Source organism: Flavobacterium sp. CBA20B-1 (assembly GCF_028473145.1).
In the GTDB taxonomy this organism is placed as follows: Bacteria; Bacteroidota; Bacteroidia; order Flavobacteriales; family Flavobacteriaceae; genus Flavobacterium.
In genome coordinates this window covers 471,506-493,896 of the sequence record NZ_CP092370.1, presented here as the reverse complement: position 1 = coordinate 493,896, position 22,391 = coordinate 471,506, and the positions used below count along the sequence as shown (strand labels likewise).

Annotated in this window: 26 protein-coding genes, 1 tRNA gene and 1 pseudogene; 10 read left to right on the top strand and 18 right to left on the bottom strand. The window is 33.6% G+C overall.

Annotated elements, in window-relative coordinates:
- The first annotated feature begins 86 nt into the window (after nucleotides 1-86).
- Nucleotides 87-593: a hypothetical protein gene (locus tag MG290_RS02525; RefSeq protein WP_264562346.1), complete on the top strand. Its 507-nt coding sequence runs from the start codon at nucleotides 87-89 to the stop codon at nucleotides 591-593.
- A gap of 43 nt (nucleotides 594-636) precedes the next feature.
- Here MG290_RS02525 and MG290_RS02520 read toward each other — a convergent pair whose 3' ends face one another.
- From MG290_RS02520 to MG290_RS02500, 5 genes are all read right to left on the bottom strand, one after another.
- Nucleotides 637-837, bottom strand: a complete 201-nt coding sequence (locus tag MG290_RS02520) for a dodecin family protein (RefSeq protein WP_264562345.1) — start codon at nucleotides 835-837, stop codon at nucleotides 637-639.
- A 73-nt stretch (nucleotides 838-910) separates the two neighbouring features.
- Nucleotides 911-1,240: a YegP family protein gene (locus tag MG290_RS02515; protein ID WP_264562344.1), complete on the bottom strand. Its 330-nt coding sequence runs from the start codon at nucleotides 1,238-1,240 to the stop codon at nucleotides 911-913.
- Between the two features lie 41 nt (nucleotides 1,241-1,281).
- Nucleotides 1,282-2,412 (bottom strand): DegT/DnrJ/EryC1/StrS family aminotransferase, encoded by a 1,131-nt coding sequence (locus MG290_RS02510; RefSeq protein ID WP_413614615.1) that lies wholly within the window; start codon nucleotides 2,410-2,412, stop codon nucleotides 1,282-1,284.
- Between the two features lie 39 nt (nucleotides 2,413-2,451).
- Entirely contained in the window at nucleotides 2,452-2,913 is a 462-nt protein-coding gene (locus MG290_RS02505; protein WP_264562343.1) for an SRPBCC family protein, read from the bottom strand.
- Between the two features lie 12 nt (nucleotides 2,914-2,925).
- A complete protein-coding gene (locus MG290_RS02500; protein WP_319800353.1) occupies nucleotides 2,926-3,384 on the bottom strand; it encodes a DUF1569 domain-containing protein in 459 nt (152 codons plus the stop codon).
- Nucleotides 3,385-3,484: 100 nt separating this feature from the next.
- On the opposite strand from MG290_RS02500, the gene MG290_RS02495 reads away from it, so the two are divergent.
- A complete protein-coding gene (locus MG290_RS02495) occupies nucleotides 3,485-4,717 on the top strand; it encodes a 3-deoxy-D-manno-octulosonic acid transferase (protein ID WP_264562342.1) in 1,233 nt (410 codons plus the stop codon).
- Here the strand turns inward: MG290_RS02495 and MG290_RS02490 are convergent.
- Nucleotides 4,714-4,935, bottom strand: coding sequence for a PLDc N-terminal domain-containing protein (locus MG290_RS02490; protein ID WP_264562341.1), 222 nt, complete (start codon nucleotides 4,933-4,935; stop codon nucleotides 4,714-4,716). The two genes, MG290_RS02495 and MG290_RS02490, sit on opposite strands and share 4 nt — an antisense overlap.
- A 24-nt stretch (nucleotides 4,936-4,959) precedes the next feature.
- On the opposite strand from MG290_RS02490, the gene MG290_RS02485 reads away from it, so the two are divergent.
- Nucleotides 4,960-5,400 carry a GNAT family N-acetyltransferase gene (locus MG290_RS02485; protein WP_264562340.1) on the top strand — a complete coding sequence of 147 codons (441 nt, stop codon included), beginning with the start codon at nucleotides 4,960-4,962 and terminating at the stop codon, nucleotides 5,398-5,400.
- Here the strand turns inward: MG290_RS02485 and MG290_RS02480 are convergent.
- On the bottom strand, nucleotides 5,383-5,763 hold the full coding sequence (locus tag MG290_RS02480) for a ribosomal maturation YjgA family protein (RefSeq protein ID WP_264562339.1): 381 nt from the start codon (nucleotides 5,761-5,763) through the stop codon (nucleotides 5,383-5,385). The genes MG290_RS02485 and MG290_RS02480 overlap by 18 nt on opposite strands.
- A gap of 94 nt (nucleotides 5,764-5,857) precedes the next feature.
- Between MG290_RS02480 and MG290_RS02475 the strand changes: the two genes are divergently transcribed.
- Together MG290_RS02475 and MG290_RS02470 are read left to right on the top strand one after the other, a co-directional pair.
- Nucleotides 5,858-8,020: a S46 family peptidase gene (locus tag MG290_RS02475; protein ID WP_264562338.1), complete on the top strand. Its 2,163-nt coding sequence runs from the start codon at nucleotides 5,858-5,860 to the stop codon at nucleotides 8,018-8,020.
- A 117-nt stretch (nucleotides 8,021-8,137) separates the two neighbouring features.
- Nucleotides 8,138-8,371, top strand: coding sequence for a hypothetical protein (locus tag MG290_RS02470; RefSeq protein ID WP_264562337.1), 234 nt, complete (start codon nucleotides 8,138-8,140; stop codon nucleotides 8,369-8,371).
- A 375-nt stretch (nucleotides 8,372-8,746) separates the two neighbouring features.
- On the opposite strand, the gene MG290_RS02465 is transcribed toward MG290_RS02470, so the two are convergent.
- The 5 genes from MG290_RS02465 to MG290_RS02445 all read right to left on the bottom strand — a co-directional run bounded on the left by MG290_RS02465 (nucleotide 8,747) and on the right by MG290_RS02445 (nucleotide 13,839).
- Entirely contained in the window at nucleotides 8,747-9,781 is a 1,035-nt protein-coding gene (locus tag MG290_RS02465) for an endonuclease/exonuclease/phosphatase family protein (RefSeq protein ID WP_264562336.1), read from the bottom strand.
- Between the two features lie 4 nt (nucleotides 9,782-9,785).
- A complete protein-coding gene (locus tag MG290_RS02460; RefSeq protein WP_264562335.1) occupies nucleotides 9,786-10,577 on the bottom strand; it encodes a rhomboid family intramembrane serine protease in 792 nt (263 codons plus the stop codon).
- A 6-nt stretch (nucleotides 10,578-10,583) separates the two neighbouring features.
- Nucleotides 10,584-11,333, bottom strand: coding sequence for a rhomboid family intramembrane serine protease (locus tag MG290_RS02455; RefSeq protein ID WP_264562334.1), 750 nt, complete (start codon nucleotides 11,331-11,333; stop codon nucleotides 10,584-10,586).
- Nucleotides 11,333-13,267, bottom strand: coding sequence for a DNA mismatch repair endonuclease MutL (gene mutL, locus MG290_RS02450; protein WP_264562333.1), 1,935 nt, complete (start codon nucleotides 13,265-13,267; stop codon nucleotides 11,333-11,335). Before mutL ends, MG290_RS02455 begins: the two co-directional genes overlap by 1 nt.
- Before the next feature lie 260 nt (nucleotides 13,268-13,527).
- On the bottom strand, nucleotides 13,528-13,839 hold the full coding sequence (locus tag MG290_RS02445) for a hypothetical protein (protein ID WP_264562332.1): 312 nt from the start codon (nucleotides 13,837-13,839) through the stop codon (nucleotides 13,528-13,530).
- A 176-nt stretch (nucleotides 13,840-14,015) separates the two neighbouring features.
- On the opposite strand from MG290_RS02445, the gene MG290_RS02440 reads away from it, so the two are divergent.
- From MG290_RS02440 to MG290_RS02430, 3 genes are all read left to right on the top strand, one after another.
- Nucleotides 14,016-14,996, top strand: coding sequence for a pyruvate dehydrogenase complex E1 component subunit beta (locus MG290_RS02440; protein WP_264562331.1), 981 nt, complete (start codon nucleotides 14,016-14,018; stop codon nucleotides 14,994-14,996).
- Between the two features lie 56 nt (nucleotides 14,997-15,052).
- Complete coding sequence (locus tag MG290_RS02435; RefSeq protein WP_264562330.1) at nucleotides 15,053-17,527, top strand: DUF5686 and carboxypeptidase-like regulatory domain-containing protein; 2,475 nt, start codon at nucleotides 15,053-15,055, stop codon at nucleotides 17,525-17,527.
- A gap of 64 nt (nucleotides 17,528-17,591) precedes the next feature.
- A complete protein-coding gene (locus MG290_RS02430) occupies nucleotides 17,592-18,116 on the top strand; it encodes an inorganic diphosphatase (RefSeq protein ID WP_264562329.1) in 525 nt (174 codons plus the stop codon).
- 101 nt (nucleotides 18,117-18,217) lie between these two features.
- Here the strand turns inward: MG290_RS02430 and MG290_RS02425 are convergent, their stop codons facing one another.
- Nucleotides 18,218-19,417 (bottom strand): ABC transporter permease, encoded by a 1,200-nt coding sequence (locus tag MG290_RS02425; protein ID WP_264562328.1) that lies wholly within the window; start codon nucleotides 19,415-19,417, stop codon nucleotides 18,218-18,220.
- Between the two features lie 6 nt (nucleotides 19,418-19,423).
- Complete coding sequence (rbfA, locus tag MG290_RS02420) at nucleotides 19,424-19,816, bottom strand: 30S ribosome-binding factor RbfA (RefSeq protein WP_264562327.1); 393 nt, start codon at nucleotides 19,814-19,816, stop codon at nucleotides 19,424-19,426.
- Between the two features lie 64 nt (nucleotides 19,817-19,880).
- Between rbfA and mce the strand changes: the two genes are divergently transcribed.
- Both mce and MG290_RS02410 read left to right on the top strand, forming a co-directional pair.
- Complete coding sequence (gene mce / locus MG290_RS02415) at nucleotides 19,881-20,282, top strand: methylmalonyl-CoA epimerase (protein ID WP_264562326.1); 402 nt, start codon at nucleotides 19,881-19,883, stop codon at nucleotides 20,280-20,282.
- A gap of 80 nt (nucleotides 20,283-20,362) precedes the next feature.
- Nucleotides 20,363-20,436 (top strand) — tRNA-Ile (locus MG290_RS02410).
- A gap of 375 nt (nucleotides 20,437-20,811) precedes the next feature.
- On the opposite strand, the gene MG290_RS02405 is transcribed toward MG290_RS02410, so the two are convergent.
- From MG290_RS02405 to MG290_RS02390, 4 genes and pseudogenes are all read right to left on the bottom strand, one after another.
- Complete coding sequence (locus tag MG290_RS02405; protein ID WP_264562325.1) at nucleotides 20,812-21,144, bottom strand: hypothetical protein; 333 nt, start codon at nucleotides 21,142-21,144, stop codon at nucleotides 20,812-20,814.
- A 135-nt stretch (nucleotides 21,145-21,279) separates the two neighbouring features.
- Nucleotides 21,280-21,342, bottom strand: a pseudogene (locus MG290_RS02400) (hypothetical protein); the annotation flags it as partial.
- A 2-nt stretch (nucleotides 21,343-21,344) separates the two neighbouring features.
- Complete coding sequence (locus tag MG290_RS02395; RefSeq protein ID WP_264562324.1) at nucleotides 21,345-21,749, bottom strand: hypothetical protein; 405 nt, start codon at nucleotides 21,747-21,749, stop codon at nucleotides 21,345-21,347.
- Nucleotides 21,750-21,759: 10 nt separating this feature from the next.
- Nucleotides 21,760-22,386, bottom strand: a complete 627-nt coding sequence (locus MG290_RS02390) for a DUF4391 domain-containing protein (RefSeq protein WP_264562323.1) — start codon at nucleotides 22,384-22,386, stop codon at nucleotides 21,760-21,762.
- Between the last annotated feature and the right edge of the window lie 5 nt (nucleotides 22,387-22,391).

Genomic DNA, 22,391 nt, shown 5'->3' with positions numbered 1-22,391 from the left:
TGAAAATCGTTCTCTTATATATCAGTTGTATTATAATTATATGCGTTTCTTGCAAAAAGAAAGAACTTGTTGAAACTGCGCCAAAAATGGAAAAAAAATATATTAACGACCCTCTGGTTTACGAAGTGATAAATGCTGTTTTGGAACTGCCTGAGTTTAAAAAAGATTCTGTAGATTATATGATTGATTTTGCCAACCCGCTTCTTTTTGATTTGGAAATGGATGGAGATAATTTTTATGGCTATGCAGAAGAATATTTTGGGGAATTTGACAAAGTTGCTATTGAAAATCAAAAAGAAGCTTTGAAATATAGTTACTATCAAAAAGGTAAAATAAATAATATAACATTGGTAGATTACGACTTAACAAACATTAAAACGGATCAACAATTTGATAGTTTAAATCAATCACTAAACAAATACCTTCCGTACGTTGCCATTAGCTTCCCCATCTTCAACAAACAAAAAAACACAGCCTTTATGTTTTATCATCACAATTGCGGTTTTTTGTGCGGATATGGAAAAAAATTATTCGTAAAAAAAATAAATGGGAAATGGCAAATTGTTTTAGTTTACGAAGAATATATAAGTTAATTACAACTCATAAAAAAAGCCCTCAATTGAGGACTTTTATCGTTTATTCTACTCTGAATGATACTTTACATATAACTCCGTAGGTGGTAATTTTACCATCGTTTACATGACATTTCATATCTTTCACATAAACAGAATCAATATTTCTGATTGATTTTGATGCTTCTGCCACTGCTTGTTGTACAGCATCATCAAAGCTTACTTTTGATTGCGCAATTACTTCTATTACTTTTACAATACCCATTACAATTAATTTTTAAATTTATTAAATATAACCATTTTATATGCAACAATAAAACTGTTGCATAAAAAAGTTTTTACAATTCTTCTTCAACTTCTGCTTCGGGAGCGTTATTCATAACCGATTGAATTCCGTTTTGGCATCCTGCAGCTGACTCATACATTTGGCTTGAACCAATAATTTGTCCATTTGTAGCTTTTAAATTGAAATAATACTTTTCGTTTTTTGCTTGTAATGTTTCAAATTTAGTTTCGTCTTGGCTGTTTTTCTTAACCGATTCAATACCATTCATACAAGCTGCTTTGGTTGTGTAGCCTTCGCTCGATAAAATGATTTGACCATTAGAAGCCTTTAAATTAAATTGAAATTCTTCGTTTTTTCTTTTACTTACAACAAATTTGCCCATGTTTTTTGTTTTTAAAATTAGTAATTGATGTTTAATATACCTTATTGAATAAATTCTAAAACGGTCTTTGTGATAAAATCTATTTGTTCTTTTTCTAATTCGGTATGCATTGGCAAAGCAATTACTTGCTCTGCAAATAGATTGGTTACCGGAAAATCGGCATCGTTATATCTTTCATCGGCATACGCTTTTTGTTTGTGCAACGGAATTGGGTAATAAATGGCACACGGAATTCCTTTTTCCTGTAAATGCGTTAAAAGTGCATCGCGCTTTCCGTTGGTAATGCGTAGAACATATTGGTGAAAAACATGATCGTCTCCCTCCATATCAAATGCAGGAGTAATGATATTTTCATTCACAGAAAAAGCATCGTTATAAGCCTTTGCAGCCTTTCTTCGAGCTTTATTATAAGTATCTAAAAGTGGCAATTTTGCATTTAAAACTACTGCCTGAATACTATCTAAACGAGAATTCACTCCCACCACATCGTGATGATAACGTTCGTACATTCCGTGGTTTACAATTCCGCGAATGGTGTGTGCCAATTCATCGTCATTAGTAAAAATAGCACCTCCATCGCCATAACATCCTAAATTTTTAGAAGGAAAAAACGATGTTGCGCCTACATGCCCAATAGCACCCGCTTTTGTTTTAGTACCATTTGCAGCCGTGTAATTTGCTCCTATTGCCTGCGCATTGTCTTCTATAACAAATAGATTATGTTCTTTTGCAAGATCCATAATTGCGTCCATATTTGCCGCACGCCCAAACAAATGTACCGGCACAATGGCTTTGGTTTTTGGTGTAATGGCTTTTTGAATGGCTTCAACCGAAATGTTCATCGTATCTTCTTCCACATCCACCAAAACAGGTGTTAAGCCCAACAAAGCAACCACTTCTACCGTTGCTGCAAAGGTAAAATCGGCAGTAATAACCTCATCGCCCGGTTTTAAACCCAAACCCATCATGGCAATTTGTAAAGCATCGGTTCCGTTTGCACAAGGAATTACGTGTTTAACGCCCAAATACTGCTCTAAATTCTTTTGAAATTCATGCACTTTTGGTCCATTAATATAGGTTGTTGTATCCAACACTTCCTGAATACCGGCATTTACTGTTTCTTTTATATGTTCGTATTGACTTTTTAAGTCAACCATTTGTAGTTTTTTCATTTTAATTAAAGTAGCTTTATTGCAAAGATAATTAAAATGTTATTGTTGATGAACGGTTTCTTTCAACAACTGCAATGATTGCGGATAAATCTTTTTAAAATAATCTAAATATTCGTCGATTACATCAATATCCACAGTAACGGTTGTAATGCCATTTTCTTCCGTAAACGTATAATTTTCATGACCTCCCGACCATTTTTCAACCAATTCGCCTTCGGTCACTTCTTGATCGCCTTGTACAAAACCGTAATGACGCACCGAAACAAATTTTGCGGGTATATGTTCTTCCACCATGGAAACCATTCCGCCTCTCACCCCTTTTTCATCGGTACCCACAAACAAAATTTTACTGCCTTTTTCCCAACTACCTTCATAAGTTGATGTAGGGTTAAAAGCGGCTGTCCAGCTTTCGTAAGTGCTTTTATCGTTCAAACCAAGCATGCTTTCGTACACTTTTTGTGCAGAAGCTTCGATTGCAATTGTAAACTGTAATTTTTCCATAATTTATTATTTTTAAACGCCAAACTGACGCAAATGATGATCTAAATGTTTGAAATACATCGTGTTCCATTCGGTGGCAGTCATTTTTCCAAACGAAAAATTTTCTCTTCCTTCAAAATACTGCGCGCCTAATTCTTGTGTTTTTAAAATATTGCTAATTAATTTAACTTTTTCCGTTTCAAAATCGCGTTCATTGCTAATTACAAATTCAGGTGCAGTTCGCTCGTTTTGTTTATAAGGCTTGGGGCTTGTAACTATTTTTTTTACAAAAGCTTTCATCATTAGTTTCATAAAAAATCCAGGCTTCTTAAACTGTTCTGGTTCAAAAGTATAAGCATACGGTACATTGCAATGCGCCAGCATTTGAGCTACATTCATAGTGCCCCATTTTGCAGGTGTGTTGTTTTGCAAATTATTAATGCGATTTACCACTTCGTTGACACCTTCCGTTGTAAAGATATTTTTTATCATTTCACAAAATTTTAGTCAAATGTAAGAAATTTCAATCTTTAAAATCTTTTCATAGGGCAATTTAAAGGTAATTTGTATTTTTACTGCTTAAATTTGTTTCATGGGTTTTCTTTATCAGTTAGGCATTAATTTAGCGGCAATTTTACTACCTATTTCGAGATTTTTTAGTTCGAAAATGAAATTGTTTGTTGATGGAAGAAAGCAATCGTTTACTGTTTTAAAAAAGCAAATCGATAAAAATCAAAACTATATTTGGTTTCATGTGGCATCATTGGGCGAATACGAACAAGGTTTGCCAGTGATGGAAGCATTTAAAGCGAAATATCCCGAATATAAAATCGTTTTGACTTTTTTCTCGCCTTCTGGTTTTGAAATCAGAAAAAACAACAAAATTGCAGATGTTACAATTTATCTTCCTTTAGATACAAAGCGCAACGTGAAACGCTTTTTAGATGTTGTGCAACCTAAAATGGTATTCTTTATAAAGTATGAATTTTGGCCAAATTATTTGTTCGAACTAAAAAACAGAAACATTCCAACGTATTTGATTTCAGGAATTTTCAGAGAAAGCCAATTGTTTTTTAAATGGTACGGCGGTTTTTACAGAAAAGCCCTTTTAAGTTTCGATTATTTTTTTGTTCAGAACGATACCTCGCAAAAGTTGCTGCAAAGCATTGGGTTTTCGAACAGCACTGTGCACGGCGATACGCGTTTTGACCGAGTGGCACATATTGTGGAACGCGTACAACCTTTAGATTTTATTGACGAATTTAAAAACAACACTACAACAATTGTTATTGGCAGTTCGTGGATTGATGATGAAGTTGCCTATCTGCCCTACCTTAATAATAGTATAAACACAAAATTTATTATCGCTCCACACAATATTAAGGAAGAAGAAATTTTCCGATTGCTTACAAAAATTGATAAAAAAACGGTTCGATATACCAATTATGAATTTGAAGACTTGAAAGATGCCGATGTTTTTATAATTGATACCATTGGTATTTTAACGCAGATTTATACTTATGCCGATATTGCTTATGTTGGCGGCGGTTTTAAAACCGGATTGCACAATATTTTAGAACCCGCAACTTATGGAACACCTGTGGTTATTGGTCCGAATTATTCAAAATTTCAAGAGGCAAAAGATTTAGTTGCGTTGGGAAGTTGTTTGGTTGTGAACAATAAGGAGGAATTATCCGCAACTTTTAAACGATTGATTTCTGATGATTATTACAGAAAAGAATTAGGGCAAAAAAACCAAGAATTTATTCTGAAAAACAAAAATGCTACAAAAATTGTGATGGAGTTTATTGAAAGAAATATTTAATATTTCTTACGATTCACATAAAAATTCACAATATAAAAAACCGAAGAAACAATAGGAACAAAGAAAAAAGCCGCAACCCATACCGCTTTTGATATAGAAGTTTCTTTCTGATTTTTAATTAAAAGTACACATGCCCAAACAAATGGAATAACCATTACAATTGGTAGCATTTGCCAAAAGAAAAGTCCAAAACTAAAATCGTTCACTAGTTTTTCCATAATTTTATGTTTATTTTCAAAGATATGATAAAGTTTGAATTTTTAAAAACCGAAACCATTCCCCAAATTGTAAACCTTATGGTTGCTTTTTATGCAATTGATGGGTATCCTATCAACAAAGAAACCACTACCAATCTGTTTTTTGAATTTGTAAAAAAACCCGAAGCCGGAAAATGTTTTGTGATTACCTTTAACAATGAAATTTGCGGATATATTGTTTTAGTTCAATTCTTCAGCTTTGAAATGAGTGGAAATGTGCTTTTGCTAGACGAATTATATATCGACAGTAATTTTCAAGGGAAAGGAATTGGTAAAAAAGCCATGGAATTCATCAAGCAATACGCACAAAAAAACAACTACAAAAAAATTGTGCTGGAAGTAGAACCACACAACCATCGCGCCATACAGCTATATGAAAAAGAACAATTCCGAAAACACAAACGCGATTTAATGGTTTTTCCTTAAATCTTTATCAAACAAAAACAACAGCAAAAACCCCACGAAATAGCACAACATATCGCCCCATGAAAACGATGTTCCAATAACAATTCGTGCCAACTTATTATCTTGCAAACCTAAAATGGTTACCAGTTTAAAATACTGCGCTGTTTCAACCACAAACGAAAAAATCAAAGTGAACCACGCCAAATAAATAGGTTTTATCTTTAAAAATGTACGCAAAAAATAGTAAATCAGCCATACCACAATCACATCGCCCACAAACGGACGAATAAAAGTATCGTGAACAAAAAGCGCAATAAACACTTCAACCAAAAATAAAATCAGGGTGATTATAAAAAAGCGTAAATTAAATTGTAAAAACTTCATAAAATCAAGCTATAAAACATCAAACATAAAGAAAAATGGTTTAAAATTTGTATCTTGGGCACTTTAATTTTTTAGTCTATCAACAAATCTTAAAATGAAAAAATTACTACGCACATTTGTGTTATTGGTTTCTTTTCCCATTTTTGCGCAACAAGGCGGCATGTGGGTTCCTTCTTTATTAAAAGGAATGAACGAAAAAGAAATGAAAAGTTTGGGCATGAAAATGTCGGTTACCGATATTTACGATGTAAACAATTCAAGTTTAAAAGATGCAGTGCCCCAATTCAATGGCGGTTGTACTGCAGAAGTAATCTCACCGAAGGGTTTGCTTTTAACCAATCACCACTGCGGATATGGTGAAATTCAATCGCATTCTACCGTTGATCACGATTATTTGCAGGATGGTTTCTGGGCAAAATCGTATGAAGAAGAGTTGCCAAATCCCGATTTAGAAGTTACTTTTATTGTGAGCATTCACGATGTGACCAAAGAAATAATGAACGGTGTTGATGCTATAAATAGTGAAGCCGAAAAAAAAGCTGCCGTTCAAAAAAACATGAACGATTTGCAAAAATCATTCAAACGCGAAGCGTGGCAAAATGTGATGATTCGTACGTTTTTTGAAGGAAATCAATACATGCTGTTTGTAACCGAATCTTATGAAGATGTACGTTTGGTGGGTGCACCGCCATCATCTATCGGTAAATTTGGATCGGATACCGATAACTGGGTTTGGCCAAGACATACGGGCGATTTTTCGTTGTTTAGAATTTATGCCGATAAAAACAACCGCCCTGCGAAATATTCAAAAGACAATGTGCCATACACTTCAAAGCATTATTTTCCTGTATCAATACAAGGCGTTGAACCCAATGATTTCACATTGGTTTATGGCTATCCAGGGAGAACGCAAGAATATTTGCCATCTTTTGCAGTAGAACAAATTGTGAACGATTTGAATCCGGCAAAAATTGAAATTCGCGACAAGGCATTGAAAGTAGCCGATGGGTTTATGCGCCAAGATCAAGCTATAAAAATTCAGTATGCATCAAAATATGCCGGAATTGCAAATTATTGGAAAAAATGGATTGGCGAAAGTCAAGGTTTAAAAAAATCGAATGCAGTTGCTATAAAAAAAGCATTTGAACAAGAGTTTTTAAAACGTGCCAAGCAACAAAACAAAATGAACGAATACGGAGATTTGTTGCCACAGTTTGAAAGAATTTATAATGAAATAACGCCTTATACATTAGCACGCGACTATTTTATGGAAGTTGTTTTACGAAACAATGAGTTGCTTTCTGTTGGTTTTCGTTTGTATCAGTTAGAAAATGCTTATACAAAAGTAGGCGAACAAGGGTTTAACGACCGTAAAGAAAATTTATTAAAAGGATTAGCATCCTTATATAAAGACTATAATAAAGATGTTGATCAGGGAATTTTCAACGAAGTCGTAAAATTGTACGGAACAAAAGCGCCTGCAAATTTAACCCCAGATGCTATTAAAAATAAAAATTACACAGCATTAGGTAATGATATTTATTCCAACTCGGCTTTAACATCTTACGATGGTTTAAAAAAGTTAATGAACGGCAAGGCAGAAGACGTAATTAAAAATATGCAAAAAGACCCGGGTTATGCCTTGGCAAAAAATCTTTCGGAAAATTATTTTAATGTAATTGCACCCAAGTATGATAAAATGGCGTTAGAATTAGAAGGTTTACAACGTACTTATATGAAAGCACAATTGGAATTGTTTCCTGATGCACGAATCTTCCCAGATGCCAACTCCACTTTACGTGTTACTTACGGAAAAGTAAACGGTTACCAACCAAGCGATGCGGTAACTTACAGCCACGTAACCTATTTAGACGGAGTTATGGAAAAATATGTTCCTGGGGATTATGAGTTTGATGTTCCACAAAAACTGATTGATTTATATAACACCAAAGATTTTGGGCAATATGCAGATAAAAACGGGAAGCTTCCTGTGAATTTTATTGCAACTAACCACACAACAGGCGGAAATTCAGGTTCGCCGGCTTTAGATGCAAACGGAAATTTAATTGGTTTAAACTTTGACCGCGTTTGGGAAGGAACCATGAGTGATATTCATTACGACCCGGCTATTTGCAGAAATATTATGGTAGATTCGCGCTATATTTTGTTCGTTATTGACAAATACGCAGGTGCAAAACACCTGATTGAAGAGATGAAAATAATAAAACCGAGCACAAACAAAAAAACAAATCGTTAATAATCAATGTTTTATAAGCCAAAAATATTTTCTAAAAAAAAATACAAAAAAATATTGTGGTATTAAAAAATTCATATCTTTGTAGAGAATTAATAATTAACTTTTATAATTAAAAAAATGAAAAAATTAGCATTATCATTAGTATTAGTAGCTTCTGTAGCATTCGTTTCTTGTAAAGATACAGCTAAAGAAACTACAACTGAAGAAACTACAGTTGAAACTACAACTACAGAGGAAACTCCAGCTGTTGAAGAAACTCCAGTTACTCCAGTAGAAGAAACTACTACTACTACAACTGAAACTACTACTGAGACTCCAGCTGCTACTGAAGAAGCTCCAGCTGCTCACTAATATTTTAGTTATGATAGAAAACTAATTAAGCCTTGCATAGCAAGGCTTTTTTATTGATAACAAAAAAGGATATTTTTCAATATCCTTTTTTCAATTTTTAGTTAACCGATGTTGGGTTTAACGGAATTGCTAAATCCTGCTTTATAAATTCGCCGCCAATCATTGGTATAAATAAGCGGTTGTATTTATGACTTTCGTTTTTGAATGCAATACTCCGCAAGTGGTGTGCATGGTAAACATTGCCAATTCTTGCAATAATCCTTTAGGTAAAATTAATTCAATGTAAATTTTTAAGAATATTTTTTCAAAGGAAGCATTCATGCAACTGAAATTCTATTTAAAATTGCAGACAATACCCGGAAAACAAAAACTATTTCACCGTTTTATCTTCATATTTAATCGTGCCATGATGGGGAAATGATCTGAATTTTTAAAGGTATTAAAGGTTTTAAATTCTTTCACATCAAACACCTCATCTACCAAAATATAATCAATTCGTGCCGGATAATATTTATAGCTATAGGTTTGCCCAAAGCCTTTACCTGCTTCTACGAAGGCGTCGTTCATATCGCCAATTATGTTTTTATACACATACGAAAAAGCCGTATTGTTCATATCGCCACAAATTATTTTGTGCCCATTAAAGTCTTGCATGTGTGCCTGAATTAATTCCGACTGCAATTGCTGTACTTTGAAAGCTTCGCTTAAGCGGTTAAAAATTCGCTTGGATTTGCTTTCATCAATTTCATTAATATCCGGACTGATATTAACCGAGTGCAAATGAATACTATACACACGAATAGTATCTTTATTTTTTACAATATCCGCATAAACCACATTGTTATCTGAATTGGGTAAGGCAATTTCGCCTTCATCAATAATTCGGAATTTTGAAAAAATAGCTTGACCCGTTTTAATTTTCTTTCCGTGCATGATAATATGACGGAATTTATAGTCGTCTAATTCATATCGAGCCGACTTGGAATATTCTTGAAAGCAAATGATATCAGGGTTTTGTTCTTCTATAAATCGCTTAATATTTTCTGGTACATTCTCGTTTGGCAACCATTCAAACAGATTAAAAAGCCGAACATTATAGCTTAAAACAGTAAAATCGCTTTCTGAGGTTTCTTTATTGGTTGCGGAGAATTTATAGAATTTTGTAAAAAAAGTATATCCGATTAAAAATACAATAACCGAAAGCAACACTTGTTTTTTGAACTGCAATGCCCAATACAAAACAAAAACCAAATTCAGCATTAAAAGTGTAGGTAAAATAAGTGTTAAAACCGATAAAAAAGGAAACAGTTTTGGAGCCATAGAAGGCAATACATAGCCCATTAATGTTAGGATAACCAACATAATGTTTATAACGTAGGCTGTTTTATTGAACCATTTTAGCTGTTTCATACATCTATTTTTGCTTAAACAAAAATTCTTTTTCTTCTTTTGTTAAACTATCGTATCCCGACTTGCTAATTTTGTCTAAGATAACATCTATTTTTTGTTGAACGCTATTATTGGTAGAATTATTTTTGGTTGGATTCATTTTATTGTGAACCGTTCGCAAATTGCTTTTTACTTTTGATTTTTTTGGAAAAACAAACGTAAATCCGCCTAAATATTTACCGTAGCAAAAACCAAAGATACTTCCGCCTAAATGAGCTAAATGACCGCCTGAATTACTAAGAAACAATTGAAGTATATCAAAAATTAGAAGTGCAATCGCAATATAATATATTTTTACACTAAAAACAATTAAACGAACTTGCATTTTTGGATTGTATCCAACTACAGTAAAAAAAACTGCCATTACTGCGCCTGATGCTCCAACTACAAATGTATTGATTCCAAAAATATTTGATACAACAAAATAGAACAATCCGGCAAATATACCACCTAAAAAATAGGCTTTTAAAAATTGTTTTTCATTAAAAAACGTAAAAAACATCTGACTAAAAAGATACAACATCAGCATATTAAGCAGCAAATGCATAATATCTGCATGCAGAAAACTGTATGTAACAAATTGCCAGATGCGGTAATTAAAAACCTGAAAGTTGCTAAACAATGCCAATTGTTCAATAATACTTATATAGAAACCAGGGGCAACAAGCTTCATTAGCATTACCAAAAGACTGATAGTGCTTACAACGATAATAAGTTTAATTTCTACACTTAGATTTTTAATATCGAACTTTTGCATAATTTGTTATTTATCCCAACGAAATTGATCAAACTGTTTTTTTCTCCAAATCCACATTAAAATAAAACCTACAACCGCACTGCCGATATGAGAAAAATAATTTATAATACCATTACCAAAAACAGATACGCCTCCAAAAAAACCGAATGCTAAATCCAAAGTTAAAATAATAGGTACAAAATATTTTGCTTTAATTGGTACCGGAACAAAGAATAATGACAAGCTGGTATTGGGAAACATAAAAGCAAATGCAACCATTAAACCATAAATAATTCCTGTGGATCCGAACGAAACGGACATATAAGCCAAAAGCATATTTTGAAGTTTACTATCACTTACAAACTCAGACCATTGATTATCAAACATGCCCTTTCCTAACAACTCAAATATACTACTTTCTGAAAATCCATTTAAAACTAAAAGATTTACCGTGTCGTGAATAACAAAATATTTGAATAAAGCATCTACAATACAAGCTCCTAATCCGCATGCAAAATAAAAAATAAGAAATTTTGCTCCGCCCCAAATTTGTTCTAAAACAGAACCGAAAGAAAATAATACAATAACGCTAAAAAAAACATGGAAAAAACCGGCATGTAAAAACATTCTTGTAACAGGCTGCCAAAATTCAAAACTGGGATTTTCAAAATAATACATCGGAAAATAATCCATTAATTGCGGAATAAAAAAGGTTCCAACAAAAATGATTATGTTTACAATTAACAATTGTTTAACAACAGGGGTAATCTGATTCATTACATAAATTTTTTATCAATATCTTCTACTTTCATAGTAATAAAAGTAGTTTTGCCAAAAGGCGATGTTTGCGGATCTGTGCATCCAAACAAACTATTTACTATATGTTCTTGTTCTTTTTCGGTGAGATATGTTCCCGTTTTAATCGCTAAACTCAGCGCCAATGATTTTGCAATACGGTCGTTTAAAACACTGTGATCACTAGGAACATCGTCTTGCAAATCGTTCAGTAAATCTTCCAAAACAATTGAAACTTCACTTTCGGTTATAGAAACTGGAATACCTAAAATCACAATTTTTTCATTTGATAATTCCTCAAACAAAAAACCCATTTGCACCAATTGTGGTTCGATATTTCGCAGCAATTCCAACTCATAAGCCGTGTAATATAACGATAATGGAAACAATAACTGCTGACTTGCATTTTGTTTTACCGCCAATGCATGTATATAGTGTTCATACAAGATCCGTTGATGGGCTTTGCGCTGATCGATAATAATCATGCCCGATTTTATGGGACTGATGATGTATTTTTTTTGAAATTGATAGGTTTGTTGATGATTTGCCGCTTGTGGTGTTTCCTCATCAAACAGCGAACCTGTGATGACCTCTTCATCGATTTGATGATTTGCAGATGTTAAAATGAACTCTTTTGCATCTGAAATACCTTCGTAAAGAGTTTCCCAACTGCCCGAACGATGTGGCTTTTTATCTTGAAAAGAATTCATACCCGAAAAAGAAGTTCCCGAAGGTTTTGGCTTCACACTTTCAAAAGGATTAAACCCCGCACCTATTTGTTGTGCCATGGTGTTGCTGGCTTTCATACTTTCAAACGGATTGTAAAAAGCATCTACTTCAACCGTTGGTTCCACCGATTTTGTACCTTCATAACTGTATGGAACATCTAAATCACTGTCTTTTTGAAAATCGAGCACTGGAGCCACATTAAATTGTCCCAAACTGTGTTTAATGGTTGCGCGCAAAATAGCATATAAGGCTTGCTCATCATCAAACTTAATTTCGGTTTTTGTGGGATGAATATTAATATCAATGCTGTTTGGAGGCAAGGTTAAATACAGAAAATAACTAGGATGTGTACCATCTTTCAGCAATCCTTCAAAAGCGGCAGTAACCGCATGATGCAGGTAGCCACTTTTTATAAAGCGATCATTCACGAAAAAAAACTGTTCGCCCCTACTCTTTTTAGCAAATTCGGGCTTTGCCACAAATCCATGGATTTCAACAATTTCGGTAGTTTCTTGAACGGGAACCAACTTTTCATTGGTTTTTGTGCCGAAAACATTCACAATACGCTGTCTGATATTCGATGCAGGCACATTGAAAAGCTCGCTTCCGTTGTTGATACATGTAAACTGAATTGCAGGATGTGCCAAAGCCACACGCTCAAATTCATCAATTACATGGCGCAGTTCTACCTGATCAGACTTTAAGAAATTGCGACGAGCCGGAATATTGAAAAACAAATTTTTTACAGAAAACGAAGTGCCGCTAGGAACCACCGCAATTTCTTGCGATATAATTTTGCTTCCTTCAATCACCACATGAGTGCCTAACTCGGCAGTATGTTCTTTAGACTTTAACTCTACATGTGCAATGGCCGCAATAGATGCCAATGCCTCGCCTCTAAAACCTTTGGTTTGCAATTGAAACAAATCTTCGGCAATGGAAATTTTAGACGTAGCATGGCGTTCAAAACACATGCGGGCATCAATTTCGTTCATTCCTTTGCCATTGTCTATTACCTGAATAAGCGTTTTTCCGGCATCTTTAATCACCAATTTAATTGCAGTTGCACCCGCATCCACGGCATTTTCAAGCAACTCCTTTACCACCGATGCAGGTCTTTGCACCACTTCTCCGGCGGCAATTTGGTTGGCTACGTGATCGGGCAATAAACGTATAACGCTAGACATGTATTTTTATACTTTTTTTGAATGATTTACAAAAATACAATTTTATGTGGGATTTTACTTATCAATTAGCTGCTGCAATGAGTTAAAGAAAACCAAAAAGACGGAAGGGGTTATAGGGTAATGTGTTAGATTTTCTCTAGCAATTTTAATTTTTGCTATTCATGATTGATTTCTACTAGATTTTGCAGAATATAAAGCACCAAAATATAAAATATCACAGCCACTGCGAAGAAGGTTAGTAAAAGCATTAAATTAAAAAATCAACCAAATAGCCATTCAAGAATTGTATTTCTTATCGAAACTAACAAAACGATTATCCACGGTGTTAAAGAAAAAGCAATGGTAATTAAGTATTTTGATTTTAATCTGAAATTATCTGAATACCATAAATACAAACCAGCAAACGGAAATATAAACGAAAAAAAAGCAAAAAGCATCAATAATAAAGTTAATCCAAAACCAGGCTCGTCTAAAACATCACTAAATGATGAAAGAAGAAAAAAGGCAAACCACAGTAAAGTAAAAACTGTTGTGATAATTGTTAACAAAAAAGATTGTCTTTTTTTATCCATAATTTTCCAAGGAATTCATCTTACAAAGTAAATCATATTTATTTATACGATTGATTTTTTTTCTCAATTATTATATTCACAAATCATTTATAAAAACCAATAACATTTTTTATTCATAAAATAAAGCGTAACAAATTATAATTTTATATTTTTGTGCACCTATCAATAATGATATTATGAAAACAATTCAATTTAGAGAGGCTATTTGCGAAGCAATGAGCGAAGAAATGCGCCGCGACGATAAAATATATTTAATGGGTGAAGAAGTTGCCGAATACAACGGAGCTTACAAGGCCAGTAAAGGAATGCTTGACGAGTTTGGTGCAAAACGAGTAATTGATACACCAATTGCAGAACTTGGTTTTGCAGGTATTGCAGTAGGTTCTGCAATGAACGGTTTACGACCTATTGTAGAATTTATGACGTTTAACTTCTCTTTAGTTGGTATCGACCAAATTATTAACAATGCAGCAAAAATGCGCCAAATGAGTGGTGGACAGTTCACTATGCCAATTGTTTTCCGCGGACCAACAGCATCTGCAGGACAATTAGCCGCAACGCACTCTCAAGCTTTTGAAAACTGGTTTGCAAACACGCCTGGTTTAAAAGTGGTTGTACCATCAAACCCTTACGATGCAAAAGGGTTATTAAAATCGGCTATTCGCGACAATGATCCAGTGATTTTTATGGAATCGGAACAAATGTATGGCGATAAAGGCGAAGTGCCAGAAGGCGAATACACTATTCCTCTAGGTGTGGCTGATATTAAACGCGAAGGTACCGATGTAACCATTGTATCTTTTGGAAAAATTATTAAAGAAGCCTATCTTGCTGCAGACGAGTTGGCTAAAGAAAATATTTCTTGTGAAATCATTGATTTACGTACTGTGCGCCCAATGGATTATGATGCCATTATTAAATCGGTACAAAAAACAAACCGCTTAGTTGTTTTAGAAGAAGCTTGGCCGTTTGCATCGGTTGCTTCAGAAATCACATATATGGTTCAAGAGCGCGCGTTTGATTATTTAGATGCACCCGTACAACGCATTACAACTGCCGACACACCTGCACCCTACTCACCTGCCTTATTAAAAGAATGGTTGCCAAATGCACAAGATGTGATTAAAGCAGTTAAAAAAGTTATGTATAAAAAATAGTAAAATTTCATTTACATTTGTAACTCCAATCAAAAAAGATTGGAGTTTTTTTATTTATGAAAAAGTTGTTATTGATTGTTATTACTTTATTTTCGCTGCAAGTAATGGCACAAACCAAAGTAGGCGGAAAAGTTTTTGATGAGAAAAACGAACCAGTTGCCTATGCCAGCGTATATTTTAAAAACACTTCAGAGGGCGTTATTACAAATGAAGATGGTAAATTTTATTTAGAATCCAACAACAAGCAAGATACATTGGTAGTATCGTTCACAGGCTTTGCAGATGTTTATTTGCCTCTTGAAAAAGCTGTGAATTATGATCTAAACATTGAATTGCGAGAAGATAATGTTCTCTCAGAAATAAAAATATATACGGGCAAAACCTCAAAGAAAGACAATCCGGCACTAGACATCCTTCGGAAAATATGGGAAAACCGCCGAAAAAACGGGTTGCATAAATTTGATCAATATGCTTATCAGAAATACGAAAAAATTGAATTCGATCTAAATTCCATCGACAGTGCCTATATGAAAAGCCGCGTTTTTAAAGGCATGGAATTTATTTTTGAAAAGGTTGACACTTCGAATATCACCGGAAAAACCTATCTGCCCATCTTTATTAATGAACAAGCATCAAACGTTTATGGCGACAATGTAGCCAACTTAAAAAAAGAAATTTTAGCAGGTAATAAAAATTCAGGCTTTGAAAACAACCAGCACATAATGGCGTTTTTAAAGGATTTGTATATAGAATATGATATTTACGACAATTATTTAAAATTGTTTGATAAAGATTTTGTGAGTCCGCTTTCTCGCACCGGCATCAACGTATATAATTACGTTTTGACTGATACGGCTGACATCGACGGCAAAAAATGCTACAATATTGTGTACTATCCGCGCAGAAAAGGCGAACTAACTTTTAAAGGCGATTTTTGGGTGAACGACGGCACCTGGGCAATCAAGAAAATAAATATGGCAATCAGCAAAGATGCCAATATCAACTGGGTGCGCGATATTTATATTGAACAAGAATTTGATGTGCTGAACGATTCGGTTTTCTTGCTTACGAAAGATCATTTAATGACCGATTTCAGTATCCGTCAAAATGAAAAATCGAAGGGAATGTATGGCAAAAGAACTACTTTTTACAAACAATTTCAATTTGATAAAAAGAAACCAATCAATTTCTACAAAAGCGAAGTAAACAGCTATAACGAAGCTTTGATGAATCGTCCGGATGAATTTTGGGAAGGATACCGTTTTGAACCTTTATCGGAACAAGAAAAAGGCATTTACACTATGCTAAGCGAACTAAAACAAAACAAACGCTTTCAAACCTATGTGAACTTGGCAACGATTTTAGCGAGCGATTATGTGCAAATAGGCAATTTTGATTACGGACCCATTTTTTCTTCATTTGGATTTAATGATATCGAAGGTTTTCGTTTAAGAGCCGGCGGTAGAACCTATTTTGGACAAAACGATATGTGGCGTTTGGAAGGATACACCGCTTACGGTTTTAAAGACAATAAGTTTAAATACGGAATTTCGGGCAGATTTATGTTGGATAAAGATTCGCGTTTTATTTTCTTTGCAGGAAACCGCAGAGATGTAGAGCAAATAGCTGCTTCTTTATCACCCATTACAGATGTTTTAGGCAGAAGTTTTGCATCGAGTGCCTTGTTGGCAAGTGGCGATAATACTAAATTATCTAACATCAACCTTACATCGGCCGGTTTAGAAATAGAACCGTTAAAAAACCTAAAGTTTTCAACATCGTTCCATTACAAAACATTGCGCTCTGCATCGCCCACCTTTTCATTGGCTTATTACGACGAAAACGGAAATGTGCAACCCGAATTGCATCAATCGGAAATCAATTTATCAGTGGATTACACACCACGCAGAAAAACAGTTGGTTATGGCGTTGACCGAACCGATGTAGATTACAATTACGCCCATTTATTTTTCAATTATTCATTGGGTGTGAAAGGAATGTTGGGCAGCGATTTCGACTATAAAAAAGTGCAGTTATTGTACCGTCATCCAATTCTAGTAGGCGGTTTTGGTAGATTCACCCCTACTCTAGAAGCCGGTAAAACCTATGGAACGGTTCCATTAGGATTAATGAGCGTAATTCCTGGAAATCAATCCTATTTTATTATAGATAATGCTTTCAGTCAAATGAATTTTTATGAATTTATTACCGATGAATATGTGGCTTTGCACTTAGAGCACAATTTTAATGGAAGAATTTTCTCTAGAATTCCTGGCTTGCGCAAATTGGCACTTAGAGAGTTTGTTGGAATTCGTGGCGTTTGGGGTGATGTTTCGCAGCAAAACATCGACATTAACGCTTCAAATATTCCTTATATCGCACCAACAGACAAGGTGTATTATGAATATTTTGTGGGAGTTGGTAACATCTTTAAATGCATGCGGGTGAACGTAAATTGGCGCGGAAACTATCTCGAAAATCCCAATGTACGCAAAATGGGCGTGAATGTGGTGTTTGGATTCCATTTTTAATTTGTAAGAAACTGAATTTTAACGTACTTTTGCAAGCAATTTTGAAATAAAGAAATATACAGATATGACAAACGTTGAACAATTCGATGTATTCATCGAAATTCCAGCAGGAAGTAGAAATAAATATGAGTTCGATTTTGATTTAAAAATGATGCGATTTGATCGTTTATTATTTTCATCAATGAAATACCCAACAGATTACGGATTTATCCCAGAAACATTGGCTTTAGACAATGACCCGTTAGATGTTTTGGTTTTAACAACAGAACCTACCATTCCTGGTTTGTTAATGGAAGTAAAACCAATTGGTGTGTTTTACATGGCAGATGACAAAGGTAACGATGAAAAAATCATCTGTGTACCAACAGGCGATCCTTTAATGCGCGAATTGAACGATTTAGGTGATATCAACAAACACCTTATCAAAGAAATTGAACATTTCTTTAAAGTATATAAAGACTTAGAAAACAAAAAAGTTGAAATCAATGGTTTTGGTGATAAAGCAGCAGCTATTGCAATGATTAAAGAATGCCAAGAGCGTTTTAGTCAGTTACCAGCAGAAAAACAACAATCTTTTAGTATTAGATAATTATACCATTATTTGATAATTCATAAAAAAATCGGAAGAGTGGTCTTCCGATTTTTTTTTTTCTTATATGTTCAAAGGTGGTTTGTTTACAACAGGAAAGCTCATCGATTCATTAAATTGTTTATTCTGCTTGCTGCAATGAATGATGCTATTATACTTAAAACAAGCAACGTAACTACTACCAAAATTCCGTTTTGCCATGAAAAAACAATTGGATAAGGAAAGTTTTCTGATATCTTCACAAAGCCAAAATGTTGTTGCAATAAAGTGATAACAACTCCAATAGTTAAGCCAACAACAATTCCAGATACTGCTAAAATTAGACCTTGATACAAAAATATTTGTTGGAGTTTTCTTTGAGTGAATCCCATATCGAACAAAGTTTTTATATGTTCTTTTTTTTCAAGGATAATCATGATTAATGAACCTGTTAAACAAAACAACGTAACAATGATAATGAGGGTAAATATGAGATAAATTGCCAAGCTTTCGGTTTTTAGCATTTTGTATAAACCTTCATTGAGTTGTGCCCTATTTTTGATTTCGGTATTCGGAAAAATCTTTTGTAAATTGGCGATTACATCTTTTTCAGAAACAGCATTCAATAGTTTTAGTTCAATTTTTGAAACTTCGTTTGGTTTATAATGCAATAAATCTCTTCCAACCGAAATATCGGTGTAAATATATTTATTGTCGGTTTCCATATTTTCCAGGCTATAGATTCCCGATGGATAAAGCGGAAGTTTGGTGTAGGCTTCATCAGGCATTGTAATCATACCTTTTCCGGGTTTCATTGCAAAAACTTCGAGCAACTTTTCGTTGGAATACATTCCTGCCGAAATTTCATTTGCCAGACCATTTCCTAACACGGCATCGTTGGTATTACTTTGCAACCACTGCCCATATGCAATATGCTCGTTAATAGCAACCGTTTTGGTATAGTTGGCATCAACAGCTTTAATAAAAGCTACAATTTGCTTTTCGCCATAGGTAAAAATCACCCGATCTTCAATCACTTTGGAAAATGCGATACTTTTCTGAAATCTTTCTAATTCTTTTTCTTGTTGTTCGCTAATCGCAATTTTTTTTCCGGTTGATGGTAGAACTACTAAATCCGGATCAATCATATTCGCAAATGATAATGCAAAATTTTCTAATCCACTAAAAACCGACAGCACCACAAACAAAGCCATACTACTCACCACGATTCCTATGGTTGAAATGCGTGTGATTATATTAATGGCTTTGGTTTTACTTTTACTAAAAGCATACCTTTTTGCTATATAGAATACCGTGTTCAAAGTATGTTATTTTTTCTTTCTACGAGCTAATAGCGCTCTGTTTTCAATAGGATTTTCATCGCCTTTTAATGCGTTATCGATTTTTTCGATATAATCTAAACTATCGTCGATATAAAAAACCAAGTTGGGCACTTTTCGCAATTGATTTTTCACCCGTTGTGCCAAATCATGTTTTATAAGCGGCGCATTTGATTGGATAGCTTTTAACAATTCGCCCGTTTTTTCAGTAGGAAAAATACTCAAATATACCTTTGCCACAGATAAATCGGTGGTAATATTTACTTTTGAAACGGTAATAATAAGGTTTGAAATACCGTTCTTACGGATTTCCCCTTGCAGTATATCAACTAAGTCGGCTTGTAACAAAGCCCCCATTTTTTTTTGTCTGTTTGTTTCCATATTTGCAAAAATACAAAAATCGAACAGATATATATTTATCTTTGTAGAAACAAAATGAAGTAGTATGCGTAAAATTGAACATATTGGTATTGCAGTTAAAAGTTTGGAAACATCAAATGCTTTATTTGAGAAGCTGTTCGGTGCCCCTGCCTATAAAGAGGAAGAAGTGGCGAGCGAAGGTGTAAAGACTTCTTTTTTTATGAACGGTCCCAACAAGATTGAACTTTTGGAAGCAACAAATTCCGATTCGCCCATTGCAAAATTTTTAGAAAAGAAAGGCGAAGGCATTCATCATATTGCTTTTGATGTAGAAGATATTTTAGCTGAAATGGAACGACTAAAAGCGGAAGGATTCACTGTTTTAAATGAAACCCCAAAGAAAGGAGCTGATAATAAATTAGTTGCATTCTTGCATCCAAAAGGAACAAATGGCGTTTTAATAGAACTGTGCCAAGAAATAAAATAAAAAATAAAAATTATTCAACGAACACTTGCAAATACTAAAAAAACATAGTAATATTGCACTCGTTAATAACAATTGACGCCGGTCCTATAGCTCAGTTGGTTAGAGCACCTGACTCATAATCAGGTGGTCCCTGGTTCGAGCCCAGGTGGGACCACAGAAAAACCTCTCAAATACTTTATTTTGAGAGGTTTATTTATTTTAGGGGGTTAATAATTTGTTGTAACTCTAAATTTTGAATCACTCCATTTATCATCGTAGTTGTTTTTAATAAAGTTTTTTGTTTTTAACTTTCCTAATAATGTGGTATTGTAATCTGATTTTACATATGTAGGCTTTCCTTTTTCAAAAAATTTATGAGATTCGAAAATGTTTTTCAATAATGATATTATGTTATTATTATCTAAATCATTAAAATATAAATTAACAAATCTCACTTTGTTTTCCGATGAAGTAGCTTTTTTTACTAACGATTCAATTGTATTATATTCAAATTCAACTTTCGTAGATTTTTGTAGAATTATGTTTCCAACTATTTTAGAGATTTCCTTACCACCTCTTCTACATACACAATAGCATATTGCAAAATGAATTTCAAACGTTCTCTACTAAACAAAGAAGTCAAAATTCTATTGGTTGGCGTATTCGATTGTTTATTGGTAATGTATTCTGGACTATTTTTAATAACAATCAAAATGTTATCTTTCAGTAAATCATTTTCTGTTTTTTCGTCAACCTCTTTTAGTTTCTGTTGCACAGGGTAATCGGCATCCTCTCTAAAATAATTGAACGAAACTTGACAGTAAGCTGGTGTAACGTAAAAAGCACCAAAAATTGGTTCTACAATTCCATCTTGATATTCCATGTTATTAGAAAAAACCAATAACTGGGTAATATTAGCGAATCGTCTAAAATACTTATTAGTAAAACGCTCGTTAATTCGGGTTCTTTCTTTGATAACACCTTCTTGGTTATGCGGTTTTTTTACTTCAATAAAAGCCTAAGGCATTCCATTGATTAAAACCGTAATATCAGGTCGAAACTCCTCATCACCCGATTTACAAGTTAATTCGGTGGTAACATGAAATTCGTTATTATTGAAATTTTCAAATTAAACTCTTCTACACCAACCTTTTCATTGCAGGTTAAAATTACTTTTTCAATTTTTTCTTTACTTATTGTTGTTGCATCTCCTTTGAAGCAGTGGTCAATGTCTTTTACACGTTTATCAAAAAATGATTTTGATTTGTCTACTTTTTCCTGAGTTGTACATTCAACAAAAATGTATTTATCTTCATTTATAAAATAAGAATCCGGAGTTCCCTTGCTTGTTTTTTCTTTACCAATTGCTGCACCTGGAGCACCAACATATTTGTTTACTTGTAAATATAATAAGTGATTAATTAAGGTTTGAAAACTAGCTTGGTTGATCGCCTTTAAAGCATTTTCTATTTGAGTCGTTGTATTCATTGTCAATAAATTATAAAATTGATTGAAGTTCTTTCAATTTCAAATTCAATTCAACTTTTTTATTAAACTGTTTACATCTCTCTATTTCAGATTTTAGCTTTTTAATTTCTTTCAAAATGGCATCGTTGATTTTTTGTTTTTCAATTAATTCATTTATAGATTTTGTGTCTATATCAATAGATTTCAATTGATCACAAAAGTTTTTAAAAACCCAATCTAAATTATTTTTTAACTCAATTTGATAGTTGTTACTTTCAATTGATTTCCAGCCAGAGGTAAATGTATAATCAATAACAGCTACATCTTCGTTTTGAGGATGTAGATGCTTGACAGAAGTTGAAATATAAAATTCATCGCCAAATTCTATCCAAAAAATAATATGATAAGGAATTGATTTTTCTATAATTGAAAGTAAATCTTTAATAACTGTTTTTTCTTTTAGTAAAATTTTAAAGAGTTGAATTTCTGAAACATCAATTCCATTAAGGTTTACCGTATCAAACGCAATTTTATTTGCCCAGGTAATACGTTGAACTTTATCTGTAAACGACTTCTTTTGTTTTGTGTTGGTATAGTTATCAAAAGCGTTTTTAGGGATTACTTTCTGAATTTTGGTGTTTTGAGGAAGATGAAACATATTAA